Here is a 17,748-nt window from a genome sequence, read left to right as displayed (position 1 = left end):
CTGTGATCCTAGTGGCGACCGCAAGCGCGGCGGCGCCGGGCGCGGCGGGTCGCCACCGAGGGGTTTCCGTGCGACCGGGCGCGGGGCGGCGCGAGGCGCAGCGGGTTTTCGCGAACGGTCCTTCTCGAGCTGGATCACAACAGTTAGTCGTGGCGATTCGCGCTGTAGCAGAGGGTGCAGCTGACTTGAACTGCAACACGTTCTAGTCTGACCTTATGAGTGACGATCTGTTGCGCAATCCCACCCACAACGGCCACTTGTTAGCGGGCGCGCTCAAGCGCCACAAGAACAGACCCGTGCTGTTTCTCGGCGATACGACGCTGACCGGTGGTCAGCTCGCCGAGCGGATCAGCCAGTACGTCCAGGCTTTCGAGGCACTCGGCGCCGGCACCGGCGTCACAGTCGGACTGCTCGCGTTGAACCGGCCCGAGGTGCTGATGATTCTGGGCGCGAGCCAGACCCAGGGTTACCGGCGCACGGCGCTGCATCCGCTGGGATCACTGGACGATCACGCGTATGTGCTGTCCGACGCCGGCGCGAGTTCGCTGATCATCGACCCCAACCCGATGTTCGTCGAGCGCGCACTGGGCCTGCTGGAGAAGGTGGACTCGCTCAAGCAGATATTGACCATCGGCCCGGTGCCGGAACAGCTCAAGGACGTGGCTGTCGATCTATCCGCCGAGGCGGCCAAGTTCGAGCCCAAGCCACTGGTGATCGCAGACCTGCCGCCTGACCACATCGGCGGCATGGCCTACACCGGCGGCACCACCGGCAAGCCCAAGGGCGTGCTGGGGACCACCGGAAACATCGCCACTATGACGCAGATCCAGCTCTCCGAGTGGGAGTGGCCGGAGAACCCGCGCTTCCTGATGTGTACACCGCTGTCGCACGCCGGCGCCGCGTTCTTCACACCGACGGTGGTCAAGGGCGGCGAGATGGTGGTGCTGGCCAAGTTCGACCCGGGCGAAGTATTGAGAGTGATTGAAGAGCAACGCATTACGGCGACCATGCTGGTGCCGTCGATGCTGTACGCGCTGATGGATCACCCGGACTCGAAGACTCGAGACCTCTCGTCGCTGGAGACGGTCTACTACGGCGCATCGGCGATCAACCCGGTACGGCTGGCCGAGGCGATCTCGCGGTTCGGGCCGATCTTCGCCCAGTACTACGGGCAGTCCGAGGCCCCGATGGTGATCACCTACCTGGCCAAGGCCGACCACGACGAGAAGCGACTCACCTCGTGCGGGCGGCCGACACTGTTCGCCCGGGTGGCGCTACTGGGCGAGGACGGCCAGCCGGTGCCGCAGGGTGAGCCGGGCGAAATCTGTGTCAGTGGACCACTTTTGGCCGGCGGCTACTGGAACCTGCCGGAGGCAACCGCCGAGGCCTTCAAGGACGGCTGGCTGCATACCGGCGACATGGCGCGCGAGGACGAGGACGGCTTCTACTTCATTGTCGACCGGGTCAAGGACATGATCGTGACCGGCGGCTTCAACGTGTTCCCCCGCGAAGTCGAGGACGTCATCGCCGAGCACCCGTCCGTCGCGCAGGTTTGTGTCGTCGGCACCCCGGATGAGAAGTGGGGTGAAGCGGTGACCGCGGTCGTGGTGTTGCGTGCCGACGCCGCCCGAGACGACGCCGCGGTCGAGGCGATGATCGGCGAGGTCCAGGCCGCAGTGAAGGACCGCAAGGGGTCGGTGCAATCGCCCAAGCGGATCGAGATTGTCGACGCCCTGCCGCTGACCGGACTGGGCAAGCCGGACAAGAAGGCGGTGCGGGCGCGGTTCTGGGAGGGCGCCGGCCGCGCAGTGGGCTGACCTTTCGCCGAGTGTGAAGCTGGCTTCACGCTGGGCAGCGGACGGCAACACCGGCCACCAGTAGATCGAGCATGCGGCCCGTCTGCTCGGATGAAGCGCTGGCAAGGAGGATGCCGAGCAGGCTCGACACCACGTCGTCGGCCAGCACGTCGGAGCGAAGACTGCCAGCCTCGGCACCGGCCCGCAACAGCATCTCGACAGCACCGACGATGCTCATGCGAGTCTGGGTCGGCTCCACCGCGCCGGACTCGAACATCACGCGCAGCGAGTCCGCCATCCCGCGCTTGGCCGCGACGAAGCTCGCGTAGCGATCCATCCAGCGCCGCAGTGCGACTTCGGGCGGATGCTGCTGCGACAACTGTTCCGCCGCGGCCGCCACCTCGGCGAGTTCGGTCCGGTAGACGGCCTCGATAAGCGACTCCCGGCTCGGGAAGTGCCGGTAGAGCGTGCCGATCCCGACGCCGGCGTCGCGAGCGACCGACTCGAGCGACACCGGCCGCCCGTCGGCGGCACTGAACGCGGCGGCCGCTACCTCGAGCAGTCTGTCGCGGTTACGCCGCGCGTCGGACCGCGTTTTGTCTACCAAAGCGGAGGGCCCTCCGTTTCTGCTACGTTGGTAACCGGAGGGTCCTCCGTATCCATCCAGTCTGACACGCAGTTTCAGGGGGCACCATGACTGACCAGACCCACCCCGGCAACATCGGCACGACGAAGGTCGCCCGCATCGGCTACGGGGCCATGCAACTGGGCGACGCATCGTCGCCGCAGGATGCCGTCGCAGTGCTGCGTCGCGCCGTCGAACTCGGCGTCAACCACATCGACACCGCGTCCTTTTACGCCGGCGGCGAGGTCAACCGCCTGATCCGCACCGCCCTGTCGCCCTACCGTGACGACCTCGTCCTCGTCAGCAAGGTCGGTGCCGCGCACGCCGTCGGCGGGCCGGTCGGCCTGGTCGCGGCGCAAAAGCCGGCCGAGTTGCGCGCCGCAGTGGAGGAGGACCTGCGTCAGCTGGGTATCGACCGCGTTCCGGTGGTGAACCTGCGCCGCCTCGACCTCGGACCCGGCCTGGCCGCCGAGGGCGATCAAGCGGTCGATCTGGATGACCAACTGGCCGAGATGATCGCGCTGCGCGACGAAGGCAAGATCGGCGCGATCGGCATCAGCAGCGTGCCGATGGAAATCCTGCAACGAGCACTACCGGCCGGCATCGTCTGCGTGCAGAACGCCTACAGCGTGCTGGACCGTTCGCACGAAGACATGCTCGAGGTCTCCGTGACCGAGGGCATCGCCTGGGTACCGTTCTTTCCCCTCGGGTCGGCATTCGCCGGATTCCCCAGCGTTGCCGACAACGCGGTGGTGGCCGAGGTCGCTACACAACTCGGTGCGACAGCCGCACAAGTCGGGCTGGCCTGGCTGTTGGCGCATGCACCAAATACGTTGCTGATTCCCGGCACCCGGTCAATCGCCCACCTCGAAGAGAACCTCGCGTTGGCGGACATCAACCTGGATGCCGATGTGCTCGCGCGACTCGACGCCGTCAGCCCGCCCGAACACAGCTCACGCCACCAGCACGGTGCCGGGCCTTTCCAGCACGCAAGGAACTGATCCCCCGCAACAGCCGGCGGGTACCGTCGCTGCCATGAGCGAACGGATCAAGCCGCCGTGGTGGCTCAAGCCGGCGAACAAGGTCTTCATCCAGATGTCGAAGCTCGGGCTGAACTTCGGCGGCGAAAGTCCGGTGGTGCTGACCGTGCCGGGGCGCAAGTCCGGAGTGCCGCGGTCGACGCCGATCACCCCGATGACAGTGGACGGCAAACGCTACGTGGTCGGCGGCTTCCCGGGTGCCGACTGGGTGCAAAACGCCCGTGCCGCAAGCGAAGTCACGCTGCAGCGCGGACGGGCCACCGAGCGCGTCCGCTTCGTCGAACTGCCCGCCGAGGAGGCCAGGCCGCTGCTGCGGGCCTTCCCCACCCTGGTCCCGACCGGCGTCGGCTTCATGAAGCGCTCCGGACTGGTCACCGAGGGAACCCCCGACGAATTCGAAGCGCTGGCCGGACGCTGCGCGGTCTTTCGGTTCGATCCGATCTGATGCTGCGCCCAATTCGGGGCCTGGCCCCGGCGGTGCCGTTGGTGGCGGCCACTGCCACGCTCTTGGCACCACAATCGGTCGCCGCTACAGGAGTCGGCTGCAGCGACCTCGGCGACGGACGCCACCTGGTGGGATTGCAGGCGCTGCAACAGGGCAACCAATCGATCGTGCGCCGCACCGAGATCGACCTCGACGGCACGCTGGCCACCACCGGGTCGTCCGATACCCTGACGGCCACATCCGCGCAGGATCCCGTGGTGACAACCGCAGAAACGATCAGCTGCGGCGACTTCACCATCAACCAGGATGGAGTTCAACAGCTTTGAGTGACAACCCATTTGACGCAGCGATCTGGAGAGTTGTCGACGGTTTCGACGACCTGACCGACATCACCTATCACCGCCATGTCGAGGACGCGACGGTACGGGTGGCGTTCGACCGTCCCGAGGTGCGCAACGCGTTCCGGCCACACACCGTCGACGAGTTGTACCGGGTACTCGACCACGCGCGGATGTCGCCCGACGTGGGCGTGGTGCTGTTGACCGGAAACGGACCGTCGCCGAAGGATGGCGGCTGGGCGTTCTGCTCGGGCGGCGATCAGCGCATCCGCGGGCGCTCGGGCTATCAGTACGCCAGCGGTGACACCGCGGACACGGTCGACGCCGCACGCGCCGGGCGGTTGCACATCCTCGAGGTGCAGCGGTTGATCCGTTTCATGCCCAAGGTGGTCATCTGCCTGGTCAACGGCTGGGCGGCCGGCGGCGGCCACAGCCTGCACGTGGTCTGCGACCTCACCCTGGCCAGCCGGGAGCACGCCCGGTTCAAACAGACCGACGCCGACGTAGGCAGCTTCGACGGCGGCTACGGCAGCGCGTATCTGGCCCGTCAGGTCGGCCAGAAGTTCGCCCGCGAGGTCTTCTTCCTCGGCCGGCCGTACACCGCTGAACAGATGCACCACATGGGAGCGGTCAACGAGGTCGTCAACCACGCCGAACTCGAGGCGACCGGGGTGCAGTGGGCGGCGGAGATCAACGCCAAATCGCCTCAGGCGCAACGCATGCTGAAGTTCGCATTCAACCTGCTCGACGACGGCCTGGTGGGTCAGCAGCTGTTCGCCGGGGAAGCCACCCGGCTGGCCTACATGACCGACGAGGCCGTCGAGGGCCGCGATGCGTTCCTGGAGAAGCGACCGCCGGACTGGAGCCCGTACCCCAGGTACTACTAGCCACCCGGTCAAGCTGCGCACTTAGACTCGCCGAGTGAGTAAGAGTCCGCTGCGCCGGTTGGCCGACCAGGTGGTGCTGGCCAGCATGCGCCCGCCCGTCTCGCCTCAGGTGCTGCTCAACCGACCAAACATCAAGCCCATCGAACTCGCCGGCAAGCGGGTCCTGCTCACCGGCGCTTCGTCGGGCATCGGAGCGGCGGCGGCCGAACAATTCGCCGAGCGCGGCGCTACGGTCGTCGTCGTCGCCCGCCGCGAAGATCTGCTGGACGCGCTGGCAGACCAGCTCACCACCTCGGGCGGGACGGTGATGTCGGTCCCCTGCGACATCTCGGACCTGGACGCGGTCGACCAACTGGTCGCCGATGTCGAGAAGCGCATCGGCGGGGTCGACATCCTGATCAACAACGCAGGCAGGTCCATCCGCCGCCCGCTGGCCGAATCGCTGGAACGCTGGCACGACGTCGAGCGAACCATGGTGCTCAACTACTACGCACCGCTACGGCTGATGCGCGGGCTGGCACCCGGAATGATCGAGCGCGCCGACGGCCACATCATCAACGTCTCCACCTGGGGTGTGTTCAACGAGGCGTCACCACTGTTCTCGGTCTACAACGCTTCCAAAGCGGCGTTGACCGCGGTTACCCGGATCGCCGAGACCGAGTGGGGCCCCAAAGGCGTGCATTCGACGGCCCTGTACTACCCGCTGGTGGCCACCCCGATGATCGCGCCGACCAAGGCTTACGAGGGGCTGCCCGCGCTGACGTCGGCCGAGGCCGCCGAATGGATGGTCACCGCCGCCCGCACCAGGCCGGTGCAGATCGCGCCCCGGATGGCGATCGCCGCCAAAGCGCTGAACACCGTCGGCCCCCGCTGGGTCAACAGCCTGATGCAGCGACGTAGCGACCAGCACAACTAATAGGAGATTGCCGTGTCGGACATCTGGGCCACCATCGCCGAGGAACGCGGCGCCCTCGCCGACGACCTCTCCGGACTGACACCCTCGCAGTGGGACACCCGGTCACTGTGCTCCGCCTGGACGGTCCGCGATGTGGTCGCCCACCTATCGGCCACCGCATCGCTGACGCCGCCGCGGTTCTTCCTCAATATGGCCAAGGCCGGATTCAACTTCAACAAGTTCGCCGACGGCCAGATCGCCGAGCATCGCGGACCCGACCCGGCCGCCACCCTGGCCGACTTTCGCAGCGTGCAGGACTCAACCTCGGCGCCACCGGGACCCAAAGTCTCCTGGCTCGGCGAGATCGTCATCCACGGCGCGGACGTACGCCGCCAATTGGGCATTCCGCACTCCTACGCCCCGGGCACCGTTCGTCAGGTCACCGACTTCTACAAGGGGTCCAATCTGCTCATCGGCGCCAAGAAGCGCATTTCCGGCCTGGCGCTGCAGGCGTCCGACGAGGACTGGCAACACGGACAAGGCGAGCCGGTCGAAGGCCCGCTGCTTTCGTTGCTGCTGGCCATGACCGGGCGGGCCGAGGCTTGCGGCGATCTGGCCGGCCCGGGCGCATCGACCCTGCGGGGCCGATGCACAACGTGATAGACACGACACATGGAGATTCTGGCGAGCAGGATGCTCCTGCGGCCGGCGGATTATCAACGCTCACTGAGCTTTTACCGTGACGAGATCGGGCTCGCGATCGCCCGTGACTATGGCGCAGGAACAGTCTTTTTCGCTGGTCAGTCGCTTCTTGAACTGGCCGGCTACGGCGAACCTGACCACTCCCGAGGCCCCTTCCCCGGTGCCCTCTGGCTGCAGGTGCGCGATCTCGAGGCGACCCAGGCCGAACTCCGGAGTCGAGGAGTGCAAATCACCCGTGAAGCACGCCGCGAATCGTGGGGCTTGCACGAGATGCACGTGACCGACCCGGACGGTGTCAGCCTCATCTTTATCGAGGTGCCGAAGGGGCATCCGCTGCGGACAGACACCCGTCAATGAAGACGTACGAACCGAAGGTGAACTCATAGGTAACATCTGGCGACGAGTCGCGATATTCCTGCATTTCCCCTAATCATTCGTTCGACAAGCCATCACTCCGACCACAAGAATCGGGCCTGTGAACATCGAGCTGTTCCTTCTGATCATCGTCGTGATTACGGCGCTGGCATTCGACTTCACCAACGGGTTTCACGACACCGGCAATGCCATGGCGACATCCATCGCCAGCGGCGCCCTAAAGCCGAAAGTCGCGGTAGCGCTTTCGGCGGTGCTGAACCTGGTTGGTGCGTTCCTGTCCACCGCAGTGGCCGCAACGATCGCCAAGGGTCTGATCGACTCGCACGTCGTGACCCTGGAACTGGTATTCGCGGGTCTCGTCGGCGGTGTCGTCTGGAATCTGCTGACCTGGCTACTGGGCATCCCTTCCAGCTCCTCGCACGCGCTGATCGGCGGCATCGTCGGCGCGACGATCGCCGCCGTCGGCGGTCACGGGGTGATCTGGAAGGGGGTCATGTCCAAGGCGATCATCCCGGCAGTGGTCTCGGCCGTACTGGCGATCGCGGTCGGCGCTCTGGCGACCTGGCTGGTCTACCGCATCACCCGCGGCGTGCCGACCGAACGCACCGAGGCCGGGTTCCGGCGCGGTCAGATCGGATCGGCGTCGTTGGTCTCACTGGCACACGGCACCAACGATGCGCAGAAGACCATGGGCATCATCTTCCTGGCACTGATGTCCTACGGCGCCATCCCGAAGACCGCTTCGGTGCCGCCGCTGTGGGTCATCATCGCCTGCGCCATCGCGATGGCCACCGGGACCTACCTGGGCGGCTGGCGGATCATCCGCACCCTCGGCAAGGGTCTGGTCGAGATCAAGTCGCCACAGGGCATGGCCGCGGAGTCGTCCTCGGCTGCGGTGATTCTGCTGTCCGCACACTTCGGCTACGCACTGTCCACCACGCAGGTCTGCACCGGTTCGGTGATGGGCAGCGGGTTGGGCAAGCCGGGTGGCGAGGTGCGCTGGGGCGTGGCGGGCCGGATGGCGACCGCGTGGTTGGTCACGCTTCCGCTGGCCGGGTTTGTCGGGGCGGTGACCTACTGGATCGTGCACCTGATCGGCGGCTACCCCGGCGCCATCGTCGGCTTCAGCCTGCTGGTCGCGGTCTCCGGTGCCATTTACCGCCAGTCGCGCAAGGTGAAGGTCGACCACAGCAACGTCAACGACGAATGGGAAGGCAGTGTCACTGCCGGCCTCGACGATACGAACCAACAACCGCCGCCTGACGGTTCGGACCCTGGGTCGGGTACCCAGGCACCGAAATCCGGTACCGACGGCCAGATCCCGGCAAGGAACCTCTCATGAGCGGCTGGTTCAACTACGAAGCCACCCTGAAGATCCTGCTGTTCAGCCTGCTCGCGGGCGCGGCGCTGCCGGGACTGTTCGCAGTGGGGATACGGCTGCAAGCCGTCGGCACCGGAAACATCAGCCGTGCGGACGGTGCGGGTAAGCAGAACCCGCTGTTGGTGACCATCGCGTGGGCAATCTTCGCGCTGGTCTTCGTGGTCGTCGTCTTCGGCGTCCTCTATATCGCCCGGGACTTCATCGCAGCACACACCCACTATCCGTTCCTCGGCGCGAAGCTGGGGTAATGACGCCCCGCCCTGCTGGCGTTAACGTTGGGTTTTGTTGGGTTTTGTCGCTGTTTGGGCGGGTAAGTTGATCGCACAATGAACCGATTTCTGAGTTCCATCGTCACGTGGCTGCGCGCCGGGTACCCCGACGGCATTCCGCCGACGGACTCCTTCGCCGTGCTGGCGCTGCTAGCGCGGCGCCTGACCAACGACGAGATCATGGCCATCGCCAACGAGTTGCGGCGGCGCGGTGAATTGAACATCGACAACATCGACATCGGTGTCGCAATCACGCAACTGACCGACGAACTGCCGACTCCAGCCGACGTCGAGCGCGTCCGAAGTCGTCTCGCCGCCCAGGGGTGGCCGCTCGATGACGCGCGTGACAACGGAGACCGCCCATAGCTGTGCTCCGGGCGCTGCGCGTTTCCCCGGGTGCGGCAACCAGCCTGCTGCCTACGCTGCAAACCTTGCTCGACGGACGCGCTTCCGCGATGGTTGCCGTACCCGCGCAACACGATTCCGAAGCCACACTGCGCGCGCTGCGAGTCGGAGCGGAGATCGACGACGACGTGGCCCTGGTGGCGACGACGTCGGGAACCACCGGAGCGCCCAAAGGCGCAATGTTGACCGCCGCGGCGCTGACCGCGAGCGCGTCGGCCACCTACCGGCGACTCGGCGGACCGGGACGCTGGCTCCTGGCCGTACCGGCCTATCACATCGCCGGGCTGCAAGTGTTGGTTCGCAGCGTGATCGCCGGGACGGCGCCGGTCGAACTGGATGTGTCGGGCGGATTCGACATCAGCGAATTACCTGGTGCGGTAAGCAAATTGGGTTCGGGACGGCGATACACGTCGCTGGTTGCCGCGCAGCTGGCCAAGGCGTTGGCCGACCCTGCGGCGACGGCAGCGCTCGCCGAACTCGATGCCATCCTGCTCGGCGGTGGGCCGGCCCCGCGACCGGTGCTCGACGCCGCCGCCGCGGCCGGGCTACGCGTGGTCCGGACCTACGGGATGAGCGAGACTGCGGGCGGCTGTGTCTACGACGGTGTCCCCCTCGAGGGGGTGCGGCTGCGCATCGGCGATGACGGCCGCATCGCACTGGGCGGCGCGACGCTGGCCAAGGGCTACCGCAATCCCGTCGATCCGGACCCCTTCTCCGAGCCGGGCTGGTTCGTCACCGACGACCTCGGCGCCATAGCTGACTCCGGCGAGCTGACGGTGCTGGGCCGCGTGGACGACGCCATCAGCACCGGTGGGCTGACCATCATGCCGGGGCCGGTCGAGGCCGCCCTGTGCACGCATCCAGCGGTGAGCGAGTGCGCAGTGTTCGGCGTCGCCGATGCCCGGCTCGGTCAGCGAGTGGTTGCCGCGGTAGTGGTCGGCCCCGGATCCGCGGCACCGGTGCTGGACGTGCTGCGGGCGCACGTCGCACGCACCTTGGACGTCACCGCCGCGCCCCGGGAACTGCACGTCGTCGAGGAGCTGCCACGGCGCGGCATCGGCAAGCTCGACCGCGCGGCCTTGGTGCGCAGGTTCACCAACACGGATCAATAGCGAGGCGGATCAATAGGCTGGGCTTCATGAGGATCGTGCGCCGGGAATCCTTCGCCGTCGCGGCAGCGGCAGCCCTGTTAGCGGCCGCGTTTGTGCTGCCGCGGCTGCACTTGGGGATCAACCCGCGCAGCGATACCGGCCAGGAGCAGTTCGCGCGGCATGCCGGAGCGGCACCGATCTTCGGCTACTGGGACGCACACGTCAGCTGGGGCACGGTGGCGGCGATCGTGATCGCCGTCGGCGCCGTGCTGTGGGGCACGGTACTGGCGCGACGGCTTCCCTGGCGGCTGTTGGCCGTGGTCAGCTGGGCCACCTCGTGCGCGTGGGCGTTTTCACTGGCGATGATCGACGGCTGGCAACGCGGGTTCGCGGGCCGGCTCACCACCAGGGACGAGTACCTGCGGGAAGTGCCTGGCATCGCCGACATCCCGGCGACGCTGCGGACCTTCGCCAGCCGGATCGTCGATTTCCAGCCGCACTCCTGGACCACCCACGTCTCCGGCCACCCGCCGGGGGCGCTGCTGACATTCGTTTGGCTGGATCGGATCGGTCTGCACGGTGGCGCCTGGGCCGGATTGCTGTGCCTGCTGGTGGGTTCCAGCGCGACCGCTGCCGTGCTGGTTGCCGTCCGCGCGCTGGCTGACGAGCAGACCGCCCGGCGGGCCGCGCCCTTCGTCGCCGTGGCGCCCACGGCGATCTGGGTCGCGGTGTCGGCCGACGGGTACTTCGCCGGGACCGCGGCGTGGGGAATCGCCTTGCTGGCGGTGGCGGTGCACGGGACCACCCGGTTCCCCACGCTGTGGTCCGTGGGCGCGGGGCTGTTGCTCGGCTGGGTGATCTTTCTCAGCTACGGCCTGGTCCTGATGGGCTTACCGGCGTTGGCGGTGCTGCTCTCGGCGCCGAGCTGGCGCGCGGCGCTGCGAGTCTTGGGACCGGCAGTCCTGGCCGCATTCGCTGTGGCGGTGACGTTCGCGGTGTCGGGGTTCTATTGGTTCGAGGGGTACGACCTGGTTCAGCAACGCTATTGGCAGGGCATCGCGAAGGACCGCCCGTTTCAGTACTGGAGCTGGGCCAATCTGGCGTGCGTGGTGTGCGCTGTCGGGTTGGGCGGCGTCGCAGGACTCAGCCAAGTTTTCGACCGGGCAGCGCTGCGCCGCCGCGCCGGGTTCTACCTGTTGTTGCTGGCCGCCATGGCCGCGATCGCCTGCGCCGACCTGAGCATGCTGAGCAAAGCCGAGACCGAGCGTATCTGGCTACCGTTCACCATCTGGCTGACCGGGGCCCCCGCGCTGCTCCCGGTCCGGTCACACCGGGCGTGGTTGGCGATCAATGCCGCCGGAGCGCTGCTGGTGAACAGCTTCATCTTCACGAACTGGTAGGGCGCCGCTCAGAGTCCGGCCGCCTCGGTGGCCCGGGCGAAGCGGCTTTGCGGGCCGCACGCCGACCGCACCTCAGCAACGTCATCAACGGTGTCGAAGTCGGCCAGCGGCGCCACCAGAGCCACGTCAATGCCCTCTCCCTGCAGCGCTTTGAGCGTTAACTCGCCGGTGTCGGGGTGTGACATCGGCACGCCCCTCAGGCACTGAGCCGCGGTCGGGTCCTGCACACCGAGCACCCACCAACCGCCGTCCAGCGCCATGCCGAGCACGGCGGTCGTCTCCAGCAATCGCCGCGCTGTTTCGGCCAGTAGTTCGGGTGTGACCTGCGGGGTGTCCATGCCGATCTGCAGCACCGGATGACCGCCTTGCACGCCCGCGTCAGCGTGCGCGTTGGCGAGTCTGTCGGCGAAGTCGTCGCCGCGCTGCTCGATGACCGTGAAGGACCCGAGTCGTCGCCTGATCTCGTCGGCACGGGCTGCGGCGTTCAAATCGCCGGTGAGCGCCACCGCGCGCGCCGCGACGGGAGCGGCGGCAACCGCGTCCAGGGTGTCGATCAGCGCTGCTGCGGCGATGTCGGCGGCGAGTTGATCGCCGACCGTCGCCGCCAACCGGGTCTTGGCACGCCCGGGTTCCGGTGCCTTGGCGACCACCAGCAGGGTCACCGGCAGGGTCGCCGGCAGGCTCACGAAATCACTTTCCAGAAGTCCACGATCGCAGTGACACTGCCCCGCAGCGACCCGCTCACCTTTGATTTGCCACCCGTCCGCGGACCGTAACTGATGTCGAGTTCGACCACTCGCCAGCCCGCAGCGGCGGCGCGGACCAGCAGCTCCAGCGGATATCCCGACCGGCGGTCAGCGACACCCAGATTCAGCAGCGCCTCGCGCCGGGCCACCCGCATCGGGGCGATGTCATGTACCGGTAGCGCGTGGCGGGTACGCAACCGCCAACTCATCACCACCGTGCCCACCCGGGCTACCCACGGCCAGTGCAATCCGGGCACCGGACGCCGTCGGCCGGTCACCATGTCGGCACCCCGGTCGAGTTCGGCAACGAGCCTGGGCAGGTCCGCGGCATCCATCGAGCCGTCAGCGTCGATGACCGCCACGATAGGAGTCGTCGCGGCGACCACTCCCGCGTGCACCGCAGCGCCGTACCCGGGCCGCTTTTCGGCCACCACCCGGGCGCCGTGCCGGACGGCCACTGCGGCGGTGTCGTCGGTGCTGTCGTTGTCCACCACCAACGCCAGATAGCCGTCTGGAATGGCGGCCAGCACCGCCGGTAGTGACTCTTCCTCGTTGAGGCAGGGCAGAACCACCGTTACCGCATCTCCGGGCATGCCCGACCCTAACGGGTTATCAGTTGACCCCGCCGCCGGATCGCGGCGCCTTCGGGACCGGCGCCGGTGCCGGCGCTGGAGCGGGTTTCGGAACGGGCGCTGGGGCGGGGGCCGGAGCCGGAGCTGGCTTCGGGACCGGCGCTGGTGCCGGGGCAGGCGCCGGGGCAGGCACCGGCGCCGGAGCCGGAGCAGGGGCGTACGTGGGGACCGGAGCCGGCTTCGGGGCCGGAGCCTGCGTGGGCACCGGCGCTGGGGCCTGGGTCGGCACCGGCGCAGGAGCCTGGGTGGGCACCGGCGCTTGGGTCGGGACCGGAGCCTGCGTCGGGACCGGAGCCTGCGTCGGCACCGGAGCCACCGTCGTCGGCTTCGGGGCCACGGTCGTCGGGACCGGAGCGGCAGTGGTCGGTACCGGCGCCGCCGTCGTCGTCGGAACCGGAACCGTCGTGGTGACCTTCGGGACCGTCGTCGTCGGCTGCGGGGGCGGCGACGTCGTGGTGACCGACGGCGGCGTGGTCGTGACCGGCGGCGACGGCGGCGTGGTCGTGACCGGCGGCGACGGCGGCGTGGTCGTGACCGACGGCGGAGTGGTCGTGACCGACGGCGGCGTGTACGTCGTCGTCGGCGTCGGGTAGTTCGGGTAGTACGGGTAGTTCGGGTAGTAGGGCGGCGTGTACCACGGCGGATACGGCAGACCCGGCCGCCAGCCCGGATACGGCGGAACGATAGCCGGTACCGGGGCGGCGGGTACGGGCACCGGAGCTTCCGGCACAGGTACGGGGGCTGCCGGCACCGGCGCCGGGTTCACCGGCAACTGCTGCGGGATGTTCTGAACGATGGGAATACTGCCGCCCTGGAACCCGGCGGAGGGCAGGTCTGCGGGCGGCGCCGGCACCGGCGCCTGCTGTTCGGTCGGCAACAGCGGCATGAACTTGCCCGGCTGAGCGTTCTGATGTCCTTCGACCGGCGCCTGGGACGCGGTCGGCCGGACGGTGACCGCGACCGCGACAGCCAGCGACGCGAATCCGAGGACAGCGAACGCCATCACCGCGTTGCTGATCAGCAGCCGCTTGAGATTGTGCGGCTGCTCATCGTCCGCTTCGGGGTCGTCCTCGTCGAATTCCTCGAACTCGTCGCTGTGCGAGTCATATTCGCCGAGGCCGTCGGTGTCGACCGGCAGGATGTCATATTCGCTGGCCTGCGAGTATGCGAGCTGGTCCTCCCCGGTGCCCGGGTCGCCCGCGTCTGGCGAAGAGTGGTGGTGCAAGGAGTGGTAGTTCGCGCCACCGGGCGCGTCGGGCGACGACGTGTAGTTCGCCGCCATCGTCGCGTCTGGGGAAGAGGTCGGCGACGCCATCGTCGCGTCCGGAGACGACGCGAAGGGCGACCCGTCGGGTGACGCGGCGGGCGCTGCCATCGTCGCGTCCGGAGAAGACGTCGGGAACCCACCACCGCCCGGCCCTCCCGGCGAGGACGCCGGGAACCCAGCTGCCATCGTCGCGTCCGGAGAAGACGTCGGGAACCCACCACCGCCCGGCACGCCCGGCGAGGACGCCGGGAACCCAGCTGCCATCGTCGCGGGCCCGCCTGGCCCGTCTGGCGAGGACGAAGGGAATCCACCTGCCATCGTCGCGTCAGGCGAGGACGTCGGGAACCCACCACCGCCCGGCCCGCCCGGCGATGCCGAGGGAAACCCACTACCCACCGGGGCGCCGGGAACCGCAAAAGGAGACGCCGCATCAGGTGGAATAGCCGGAGCTGCCGTGGTCGCGTCCGCCGCCGCGCCACGCGCCAACGCGAAGTCGGAGTCCGGAGGTATCTGCACAGACATCGTCGAGGCGGACTGCAGATGGTCGGCGTACGTCGCGGTCTGCTCCGCGGAGGTGCCCACCACCAGCACGTCGTCGGAAGTGCGGGCTTGACCTGGAATCTGGGACATCAAGGTGTCGAAGGTTGCGTTCGGATCGCCTTCTAATGGCGCGGACGCCATGATCGTCGGCGGCGCGTCCGGGTCACCCGATACCGCGAAGCTCGCCGTCTCGTTGCCGACCAGCAGCACCGCTGCGGCACCGCGTCCCGGCACCAGCAGCCCTCTGGCCGCCTGCGAATCCGAGATGACCTGGACGTTCGGTATGCCCGCGTATTCCAACGCTTGGCGCAGCTGATCGGCTCGGTACCGGTCCGACCAAACCAGTCGGGTGGCAACCAGACGGTGGCCTTCTTCGGCCAACAACCGATAGGTGCCGACGACCGTCTCGGCCAACTCACCCACCGGTTCACCCGCCAGGTCGACCGAAGATTGGTCGATCACCGAGTCACCGCGGGCGGCTGCCTCGACTAGGGCCAGGCGCGCGACCCGGCCGGTGACCGCCACCCCCAATACGACGTCCATCTACCGCTCTCCTTCGGCCGGCTACCCCACAACCAGCAATGTCCCGGGATCACTACAATTCAGTACCGTCGACCATATTCGTCTATCGGGCCACAAGGTTTCCCCTATGAGCGCAGCGTAACCGGATTCCCAACAAGCGGGGACGGTCAAAGCGGATCCCGTCCACCTTCATAACCTGCTCACAGCCACGCCGCGTCATTCGAATGGAGAATATGTTCGCAACCGAACAACGCAGCTGCTCCAGCAGGGGGTTCCCTCGCCATGAAAACTGAAGCTGCGCCTGCAGCACCCGACCTCGATCCCTGGGGGGCATCGTGAGCCTGAGCAGCGACGACACGCCGACCGGCCCCATCGTGGGCGCGCGAGGAGAACCGGCGAGCGGCGGCGGGAAGCCTGGGCCGCACTCGTTCCCCGGCCCGCAGACGCCCGGACATCTGACCCGGCGCCGGAACAATATTCGCGACCTGACCGCCGCGGTACTGCTGATCCTTGCGCCGCTGCTCCCGTGGAATCTGTACTTCGGTTTGCTGATCCCGGACAGCAGTGCGCTGCTGTGGGGGGCACTGCTGGTGGTGACGCTGCTGTCGCTGGCCTCGCTGGCGGTGTCGCGGGCAAAACTCGACCCCGCGACGGCAGGTCGGGTCCGACTGGGTCTCAACGTTCCCTATCTGCTGCTGGTGGCGGGCTTCGTCGGCTACGACATCATCCAGTCGATCCGCTCGGGTGGCACCGTCCACATTCCCGGTGGTGTCGGCCCGGGAGCCTGGCTGGGAATCGCCGGTTCGCTGCTGAGCGCGCAACCGTTGCTGACCAGTCCCACCACCGACGAAGAGGGCCATCACCGGTGGGTCCGGGGCGCCCGGATCATCGGCTACGCCTCGATGTTCGGAGCATCGCTCACCGCCGGTTTCAACCTGTGCTGGCGGGTTCGCTACGCACTGCAGGGCCCTGGTGGCACGGAGGCATTCGGCACCCGCAACATCGCGGTCATTCTGACGGCGGTGGTGTACGGCGTGGTGGCGCTGACCGCCGTTGTGGTCGCGTCGCGATGGATATTGCGCAACAACAGCGCTTCCCGGTTTCTGACGCTGGCCCTGGGCGCTTCGTCGATGCTCGCCGGAATCCTGGTGTGGGTTCTCCCCGTCGGCCGTGAAATCGACGCCTTCCACGGCATCGCGCAGAACACGTCGACGGCGGGAGTCGGGTACGAGGGCTATGTGGCCTGGGCAGCGGCCGCAGCGTTGTTCGCACCGCTGACCCTGTTCAGCTCCCCGGAGACCCGCGCCGATCGGGAGGTCTGGCGGGAGGCGATCCGCAAAGCGTTGACGCTGATCACCGTCTGGTCCGCCGGCTCGGTACTGATGCGGATCACCGACCTTGTCGTCGCGGTGATGTTGAACTACCCGTACTCGCGTTACGACACCATGACCCTGGCGGCCTTCGACGCGACGACGGCGGCACTGGCGTGGTGGCTACGCCATAAGTTGGTCCACAGCTTGCGCTCGCGGGCGGTCCTCGGGCTCAGCGGGTTCCTGGTCACCCTGACGGTTTCCCGGGTCATCCTGGGCGTCGTGCTGGCCCCCCGTTTCCAGACGACGCCGGGCGCTCCGGTCAACCCGGTGTATGGGAACAACCTCGCCCAACAGATCACCAGCACGTTCGACGTGACGTTGTGCGGGCTTGCGCTGTTCACCTTCGCCGCGGTGATCATCGCGGCGCGCATCCGCAAACCGCGACGACCTGGACCAAGAAGGCGGCCAGCGGCGCAGCGGCCGGTGCAGGGACGGCCGGCACAGGGTCCGAACGCGGCGCCCGGTACCGGACCGGGTGCCGCACCAGGCGCCGGGCACCCTGCCGGCCCCCCTACGGGTCCGAGACCGCAGGTTCCGATCCCGACTCGTCCCGGTGCTCCGCAGCCTCCGTCGCAGGCCAGGACGGCGCAGTTCAAGTTGCCGCCTACCGGCAACGATGCGCAGACCAGCGTGCTGCCGGGACCGCGCCCCCGGATTTTCCGGTCCGGCGAGACCACCGGACCGCTTCGTCCGAGAATCTTCCGCCCGCCGAACAATCCGTCGTAGCCCGATGGTCGCGACGCGCTGCTACCTAATGGTCGCGACCCGCTGCGCGCGGCGTACCACCGCGCTTGCGATCGCTCCTACCTAATGGTCGCGACCCGCTGCGCGCGGCGTACCACCGCGCTTGCGATCGCTCCTACCTAATGGTCGCGACCCGCTGCACGCGGCGTACCACCGCGCTTGCGATCGCTCCTACCTAATGGTCGCGACCCGCTGCGCGCGGCGTACCACCGCGCTTGCGATCGCTCCTACCTAATGGTCGCGACCCGCTGCGCGCGGCGTACCACCGCGCTTGC

Annotated in this window: 18 protein-coding genes; 14 read left to right on the top strand and 4 right to left on the bottom strand. The window is 67.8% G+C overall.

Translation table 11 applies throughout. The annotated features are described in order from the left end of the window. Positions 1-215: 215 nt before the first annotated feature. Positions 216-1,817, top strand: a complete 1,602-nt coding sequence (gene fadD8 / locus ACZY1I_RS00695) for a fatty-acid--CoA ligase FadD8 (protein WP_463752378.1) — start codon at positions 216-218, stop codon at positions 1,815-1,817. A 25-nt stretch (positions 1,818-1,842) separates the two neighbouring features. On the opposite strand, the gene ACZY1I_RS00690 is transcribed toward fadD8, so the two are convergent. Beyond that, positions 1,843-2,403 (bottom strand): TetR/AcrR family transcriptional regulator, encoded by a 561-nt coding sequence (locus tag ACZY1I_RS00690; RefSeq protein WP_463752377.1) that lies wholly within the window; start codon positions 2,401-2,403, stop codon positions 1,843-1,845. A gap of 86 nt (positions 2,404-2,489) precedes the next feature. On the opposite strand from ACZY1I_RS00690, the gene ACZY1I_RS00685 reads away from it, so the two are divergent. The 12 genes from ACZY1I_RS00685 to ACZY1I_RS00630 all read left to right on the top strand — a co-directional run bounded on the left by ACZY1I_RS00685 (position 2,490) and on the right by ACZY1I_RS00630 (position 11,649). Then, complete coding sequence (locus tag ACZY1I_RS00685) at positions 2,490-3,422, top strand: aldo/keto reductase (protein ID WP_463752376.1); 933 nt, start codon at positions 2,490-2,492, stop codon at positions 3,420-3,422. A 34-nt stretch (positions 3,423-3,456) separates the two neighbouring features. Beyond that, complete coding sequence (locus tag ACZY1I_RS00680; RefSeq protein WP_463752375.1) at positions 3,457-3,906, top strand: nitroreductase family deazaflavin-dependent oxidoreductase; 450 nt, start codon at positions 3,457-3,459, stop codon at positions 3,904-3,906. Next, the gene (locus ACZY1I_RS00675) at positions 3,906-4,232 is read left to right on the top strand and encodes a hypothetical protein (RefSeq protein WP_463752374.1); all 327 of its coding nucleotides are present in this window, start codon (positions 3,906-3,908) and stop codon (positions 4,230-4,232) included. The genes ACZY1I_RS00680 and ACZY1I_RS00675 overlap by 1 nt, the downstream gene beginning before the upstream one ends. Then, on the top strand, positions 4,229-5,131 hold the full coding sequence (locus tag ACZY1I_RS00670) for a 1,4-dihydroxy-2-naphthoyl-CoA synthase (protein ID WP_463752373.1): 903 nt from the start codon (positions 4,229-4,231) through the stop codon (positions 5,129-5,131). Before ACZY1I_RS00675 ends, ACZY1I_RS00670 begins: the two co-directional genes overlap by 4 nt. A gap of 34 nt (positions 5,132-5,165) precedes the next feature. After that, positions 5,166-6,047: an SDR family oxidoreductase gene (locus ACZY1I_RS00665; RefSeq protein WP_463752372.1), complete on the top strand. Its 882-nt coding sequence runs from the start codon at positions 5,166-5,168 to the stop codon at positions 6,045-6,047. A gap of 12 nt (positions 6,048-6,059) precedes the next feature. Further along, the gene (locus tag ACZY1I_RS00660; protein ID WP_463752371.1) at positions 6,060-6,686 is read left to right on the top strand and encodes a maleylpyruvate isomerase family mycothiol-dependent enzyme; all 627 of its coding nucleotides are present in this window, start codon (positions 6,060-6,062) and stop codon (positions 6,684-6,686) included. A 12-nt stretch (positions 6,687-6,698) separates the two neighbouring features. After that, complete coding sequence (locus ACZY1I_RS00655) at positions 6,699-7,085, top strand: VOC family protein (RefSeq protein WP_463752370.1); 387 nt, start codon at positions 6,699-6,701, stop codon at positions 7,083-7,085. A gap of 118 nt (positions 7,086-7,203) precedes the next feature. Next, positions 7,204-8,445 (top strand): anion permease, encoded by a 1,242-nt coding sequence (locus ACZY1I_RS00650; protein ID WP_463752369.1) that lies wholly within the window; start codon positions 7,204-7,206, stop codon positions 8,443-8,445. Then, positions 8,442-8,732: a hypothetical protein gene (locus ACZY1I_RS00645; RefSeq protein ID WP_463752368.1), complete on the top strand. Its 291-nt coding sequence runs from the start codon at positions 8,442-8,444 to the stop codon at positions 8,730-8,732. Before ACZY1I_RS00650 ends, ACZY1I_RS00645 begins: the two co-directional genes overlap by 4 nt. A gap of 78 nt (positions 8,733-8,810) precedes the next feature. Then, positions 8,811-9,119 (top strand): DUF3349 domain-containing protein, encoded by a 309-nt coding sequence (locus ACZY1I_RS00640; protein WP_463752367.1) that lies wholly within the window; start codon positions 8,811-8,813, stop codon positions 9,117-9,119. Positions 9,120-9,208: 89 nt separating this feature from the next. Further along, positions 9,209-10,270 carry an o-succinylbenzoate--CoA ligase gene (gene menE / locus ACZY1I_RS00635; RefSeq protein ID WP_463753441.1) on the top strand — a complete coding sequence of 354 codons (1,062 nt, stop codon included), beginning with the start codon at positions 9,209-9,211 and terminating at the stop codon, positions 10,268-10,270. Positions 10,271-10,296: 26 nt separating this feature from the next. Beyond that, a complete protein-coding gene (locus tag ACZY1I_RS00630) occupies positions 10,297-11,649 on the top strand; it encodes a hypothetical protein (protein ID WP_463752366.1) in 1,353 nt (450 codons plus the stop codon). An 8-nt stretch (positions 11,650-11,657) separates the two neighbouring features. Here the strand turns inward: ACZY1I_RS00630 and ACZY1I_RS00625 are convergent, their stop codons facing one another. From ACZY1I_RS00625 to ACZY1I_RS00615, 3 genes are read right to left on the bottom strand one after another with little or no spacing between them, the layout of a single operon-like run. Next, a complete protein-coding gene (locus ACZY1I_RS00625) occupies positions 11,658-12,317 on the bottom strand; it encodes a TIGR04282 family arsenosugar biosynthesis glycosyltransferase (RefSeq protein WP_463753440.1) in 660 nt (219 codons plus the stop codon). A gap of 14 nt (positions 12,318-12,331) precedes the next feature. Then, positions 12,332-12,988, bottom strand: a complete 657-nt coding sequence (locus tag ACZY1I_RS00620) for a glycosyltransferase family 2 protein (RefSeq protein ID WP_463752365.1) — start codon at positions 12,986-12,988, stop codon at positions 12,332-12,334. 19 nt (positions 12,989-13,007) lie between these two features. Then, entirely contained in the window at positions 13,008-15,377 is a 2,370-nt protein-coding gene (locus tag ACZY1I_RS00615; protein WP_463752364.1) for a DUF7159 family protein, read from the bottom strand. A gap of 434 nt (positions 15,378-15,811) precedes the next feature. Between ACZY1I_RS00615 and ACZY1I_RS00610 the strand changes: the two genes are divergently transcribed. Then, positions 15,812-17,455: a DUF7937 domain-containing protein gene (locus ACZY1I_RS00610; RefSeq protein ID WP_463753439.1), complete on the top strand. Its 1,644-nt coding sequence runs from the start codon at positions 15,812-15,814 to the stop codon at positions 17,453-17,455. Positions 17,456-17,748 lie beyond the last annotated feature (293 nt).

It is taken from the genome of Mycobacterium sp. IDUB_37 (assembly GCF_055419245.1).
This window is presented reverse-complemented; position numbering and strand designations above follow the sequence as displayed.

What these genes read in the sequence shown, in the direction of transcription:
- menE (WP_463753441.1), top strand. Translation starts at nt 9,209, where the DNA reads ATGGTTGCCGTACCCGCGCAACACGATTCCGAAGCCACACTGCGCGCG.
- ACZY1I_RS00630 (WP_463752366.1), top strand. Translation starts at nt 10,297, where the DNA reads ATGAGGATCGTGCGCCGGGAATCCTTCGCCGTCGCGGCAGCGGCAGCC.
- ACZY1I_RS00615 (WP_463752364.1), bottom strand. Translation starts at nt 15,377, where the DNA reads ATGGACGTCGTATTGGGGGTGGCGGTCACCGGCCGGGTCGCGCGCCTG.
- ACZY1I_RS00620 (WP_463752365.1), bottom strand. Translation starts at nt 12,988, where the DNA reads ATGCCCGGAGATGCGGTAACGGTGGTTCTGCCCTGCCTCAACGAGGAA.
- ACZY1I_RS00685 (WP_463752376.1), top strand. Translation starts at nt 2,490, where the DNA reads ATGACTGACCAGACCCACCCCGGCAACATCGGCACGACGAAGGTCGCC.
- ACZY1I_RS00680 (WP_463752375.1), top strand. Translation starts at nt 3,457, where the DNA reads ATGAGCGAACGGATCAAGCCGCCGTGGTGGCTCAAGCCGGCGAACAAG.
- ACZY1I_RS00675 (WP_463752374.1), top strand. Translation starts at nt 3,906, where the DNA reads ATGCTGCGCCCAATTCGGGGCCTGGCCCCGGCGGTGCCGTTGGTGGCG.
- ACZY1I_RS00645 (WP_463752368.1), top strand. Translation starts at nt 8,442, where the DNA reads ATGAGCGGCTGGTTCAACTACGAAGCCACCCTGAAGATCCTGCTGTTC.
- ACZY1I_RS00655 (WP_463752370.1), top strand. Translation starts at nt 6,699, where the DNA reads ATGGAGATTCTGGCGAGCAGGATGCTCCTGCGGCCGGCGGATTATCAA.
- fadD8 (WP_463752378.1), top strand. Translation starts at nt 216, where the DNA reads ATGAGTGACGATCTGTTGCGCAATCCCACCCACAACGGCCACTTGTTA.
- ACZY1I_RS00640 (WP_463752367.1), top strand. Translation starts at nt 8,811, where the DNA reads ATGAACCGATTTCTGAGTTCCATCGTCACGTGGCTGCGCGCCGGGTAC.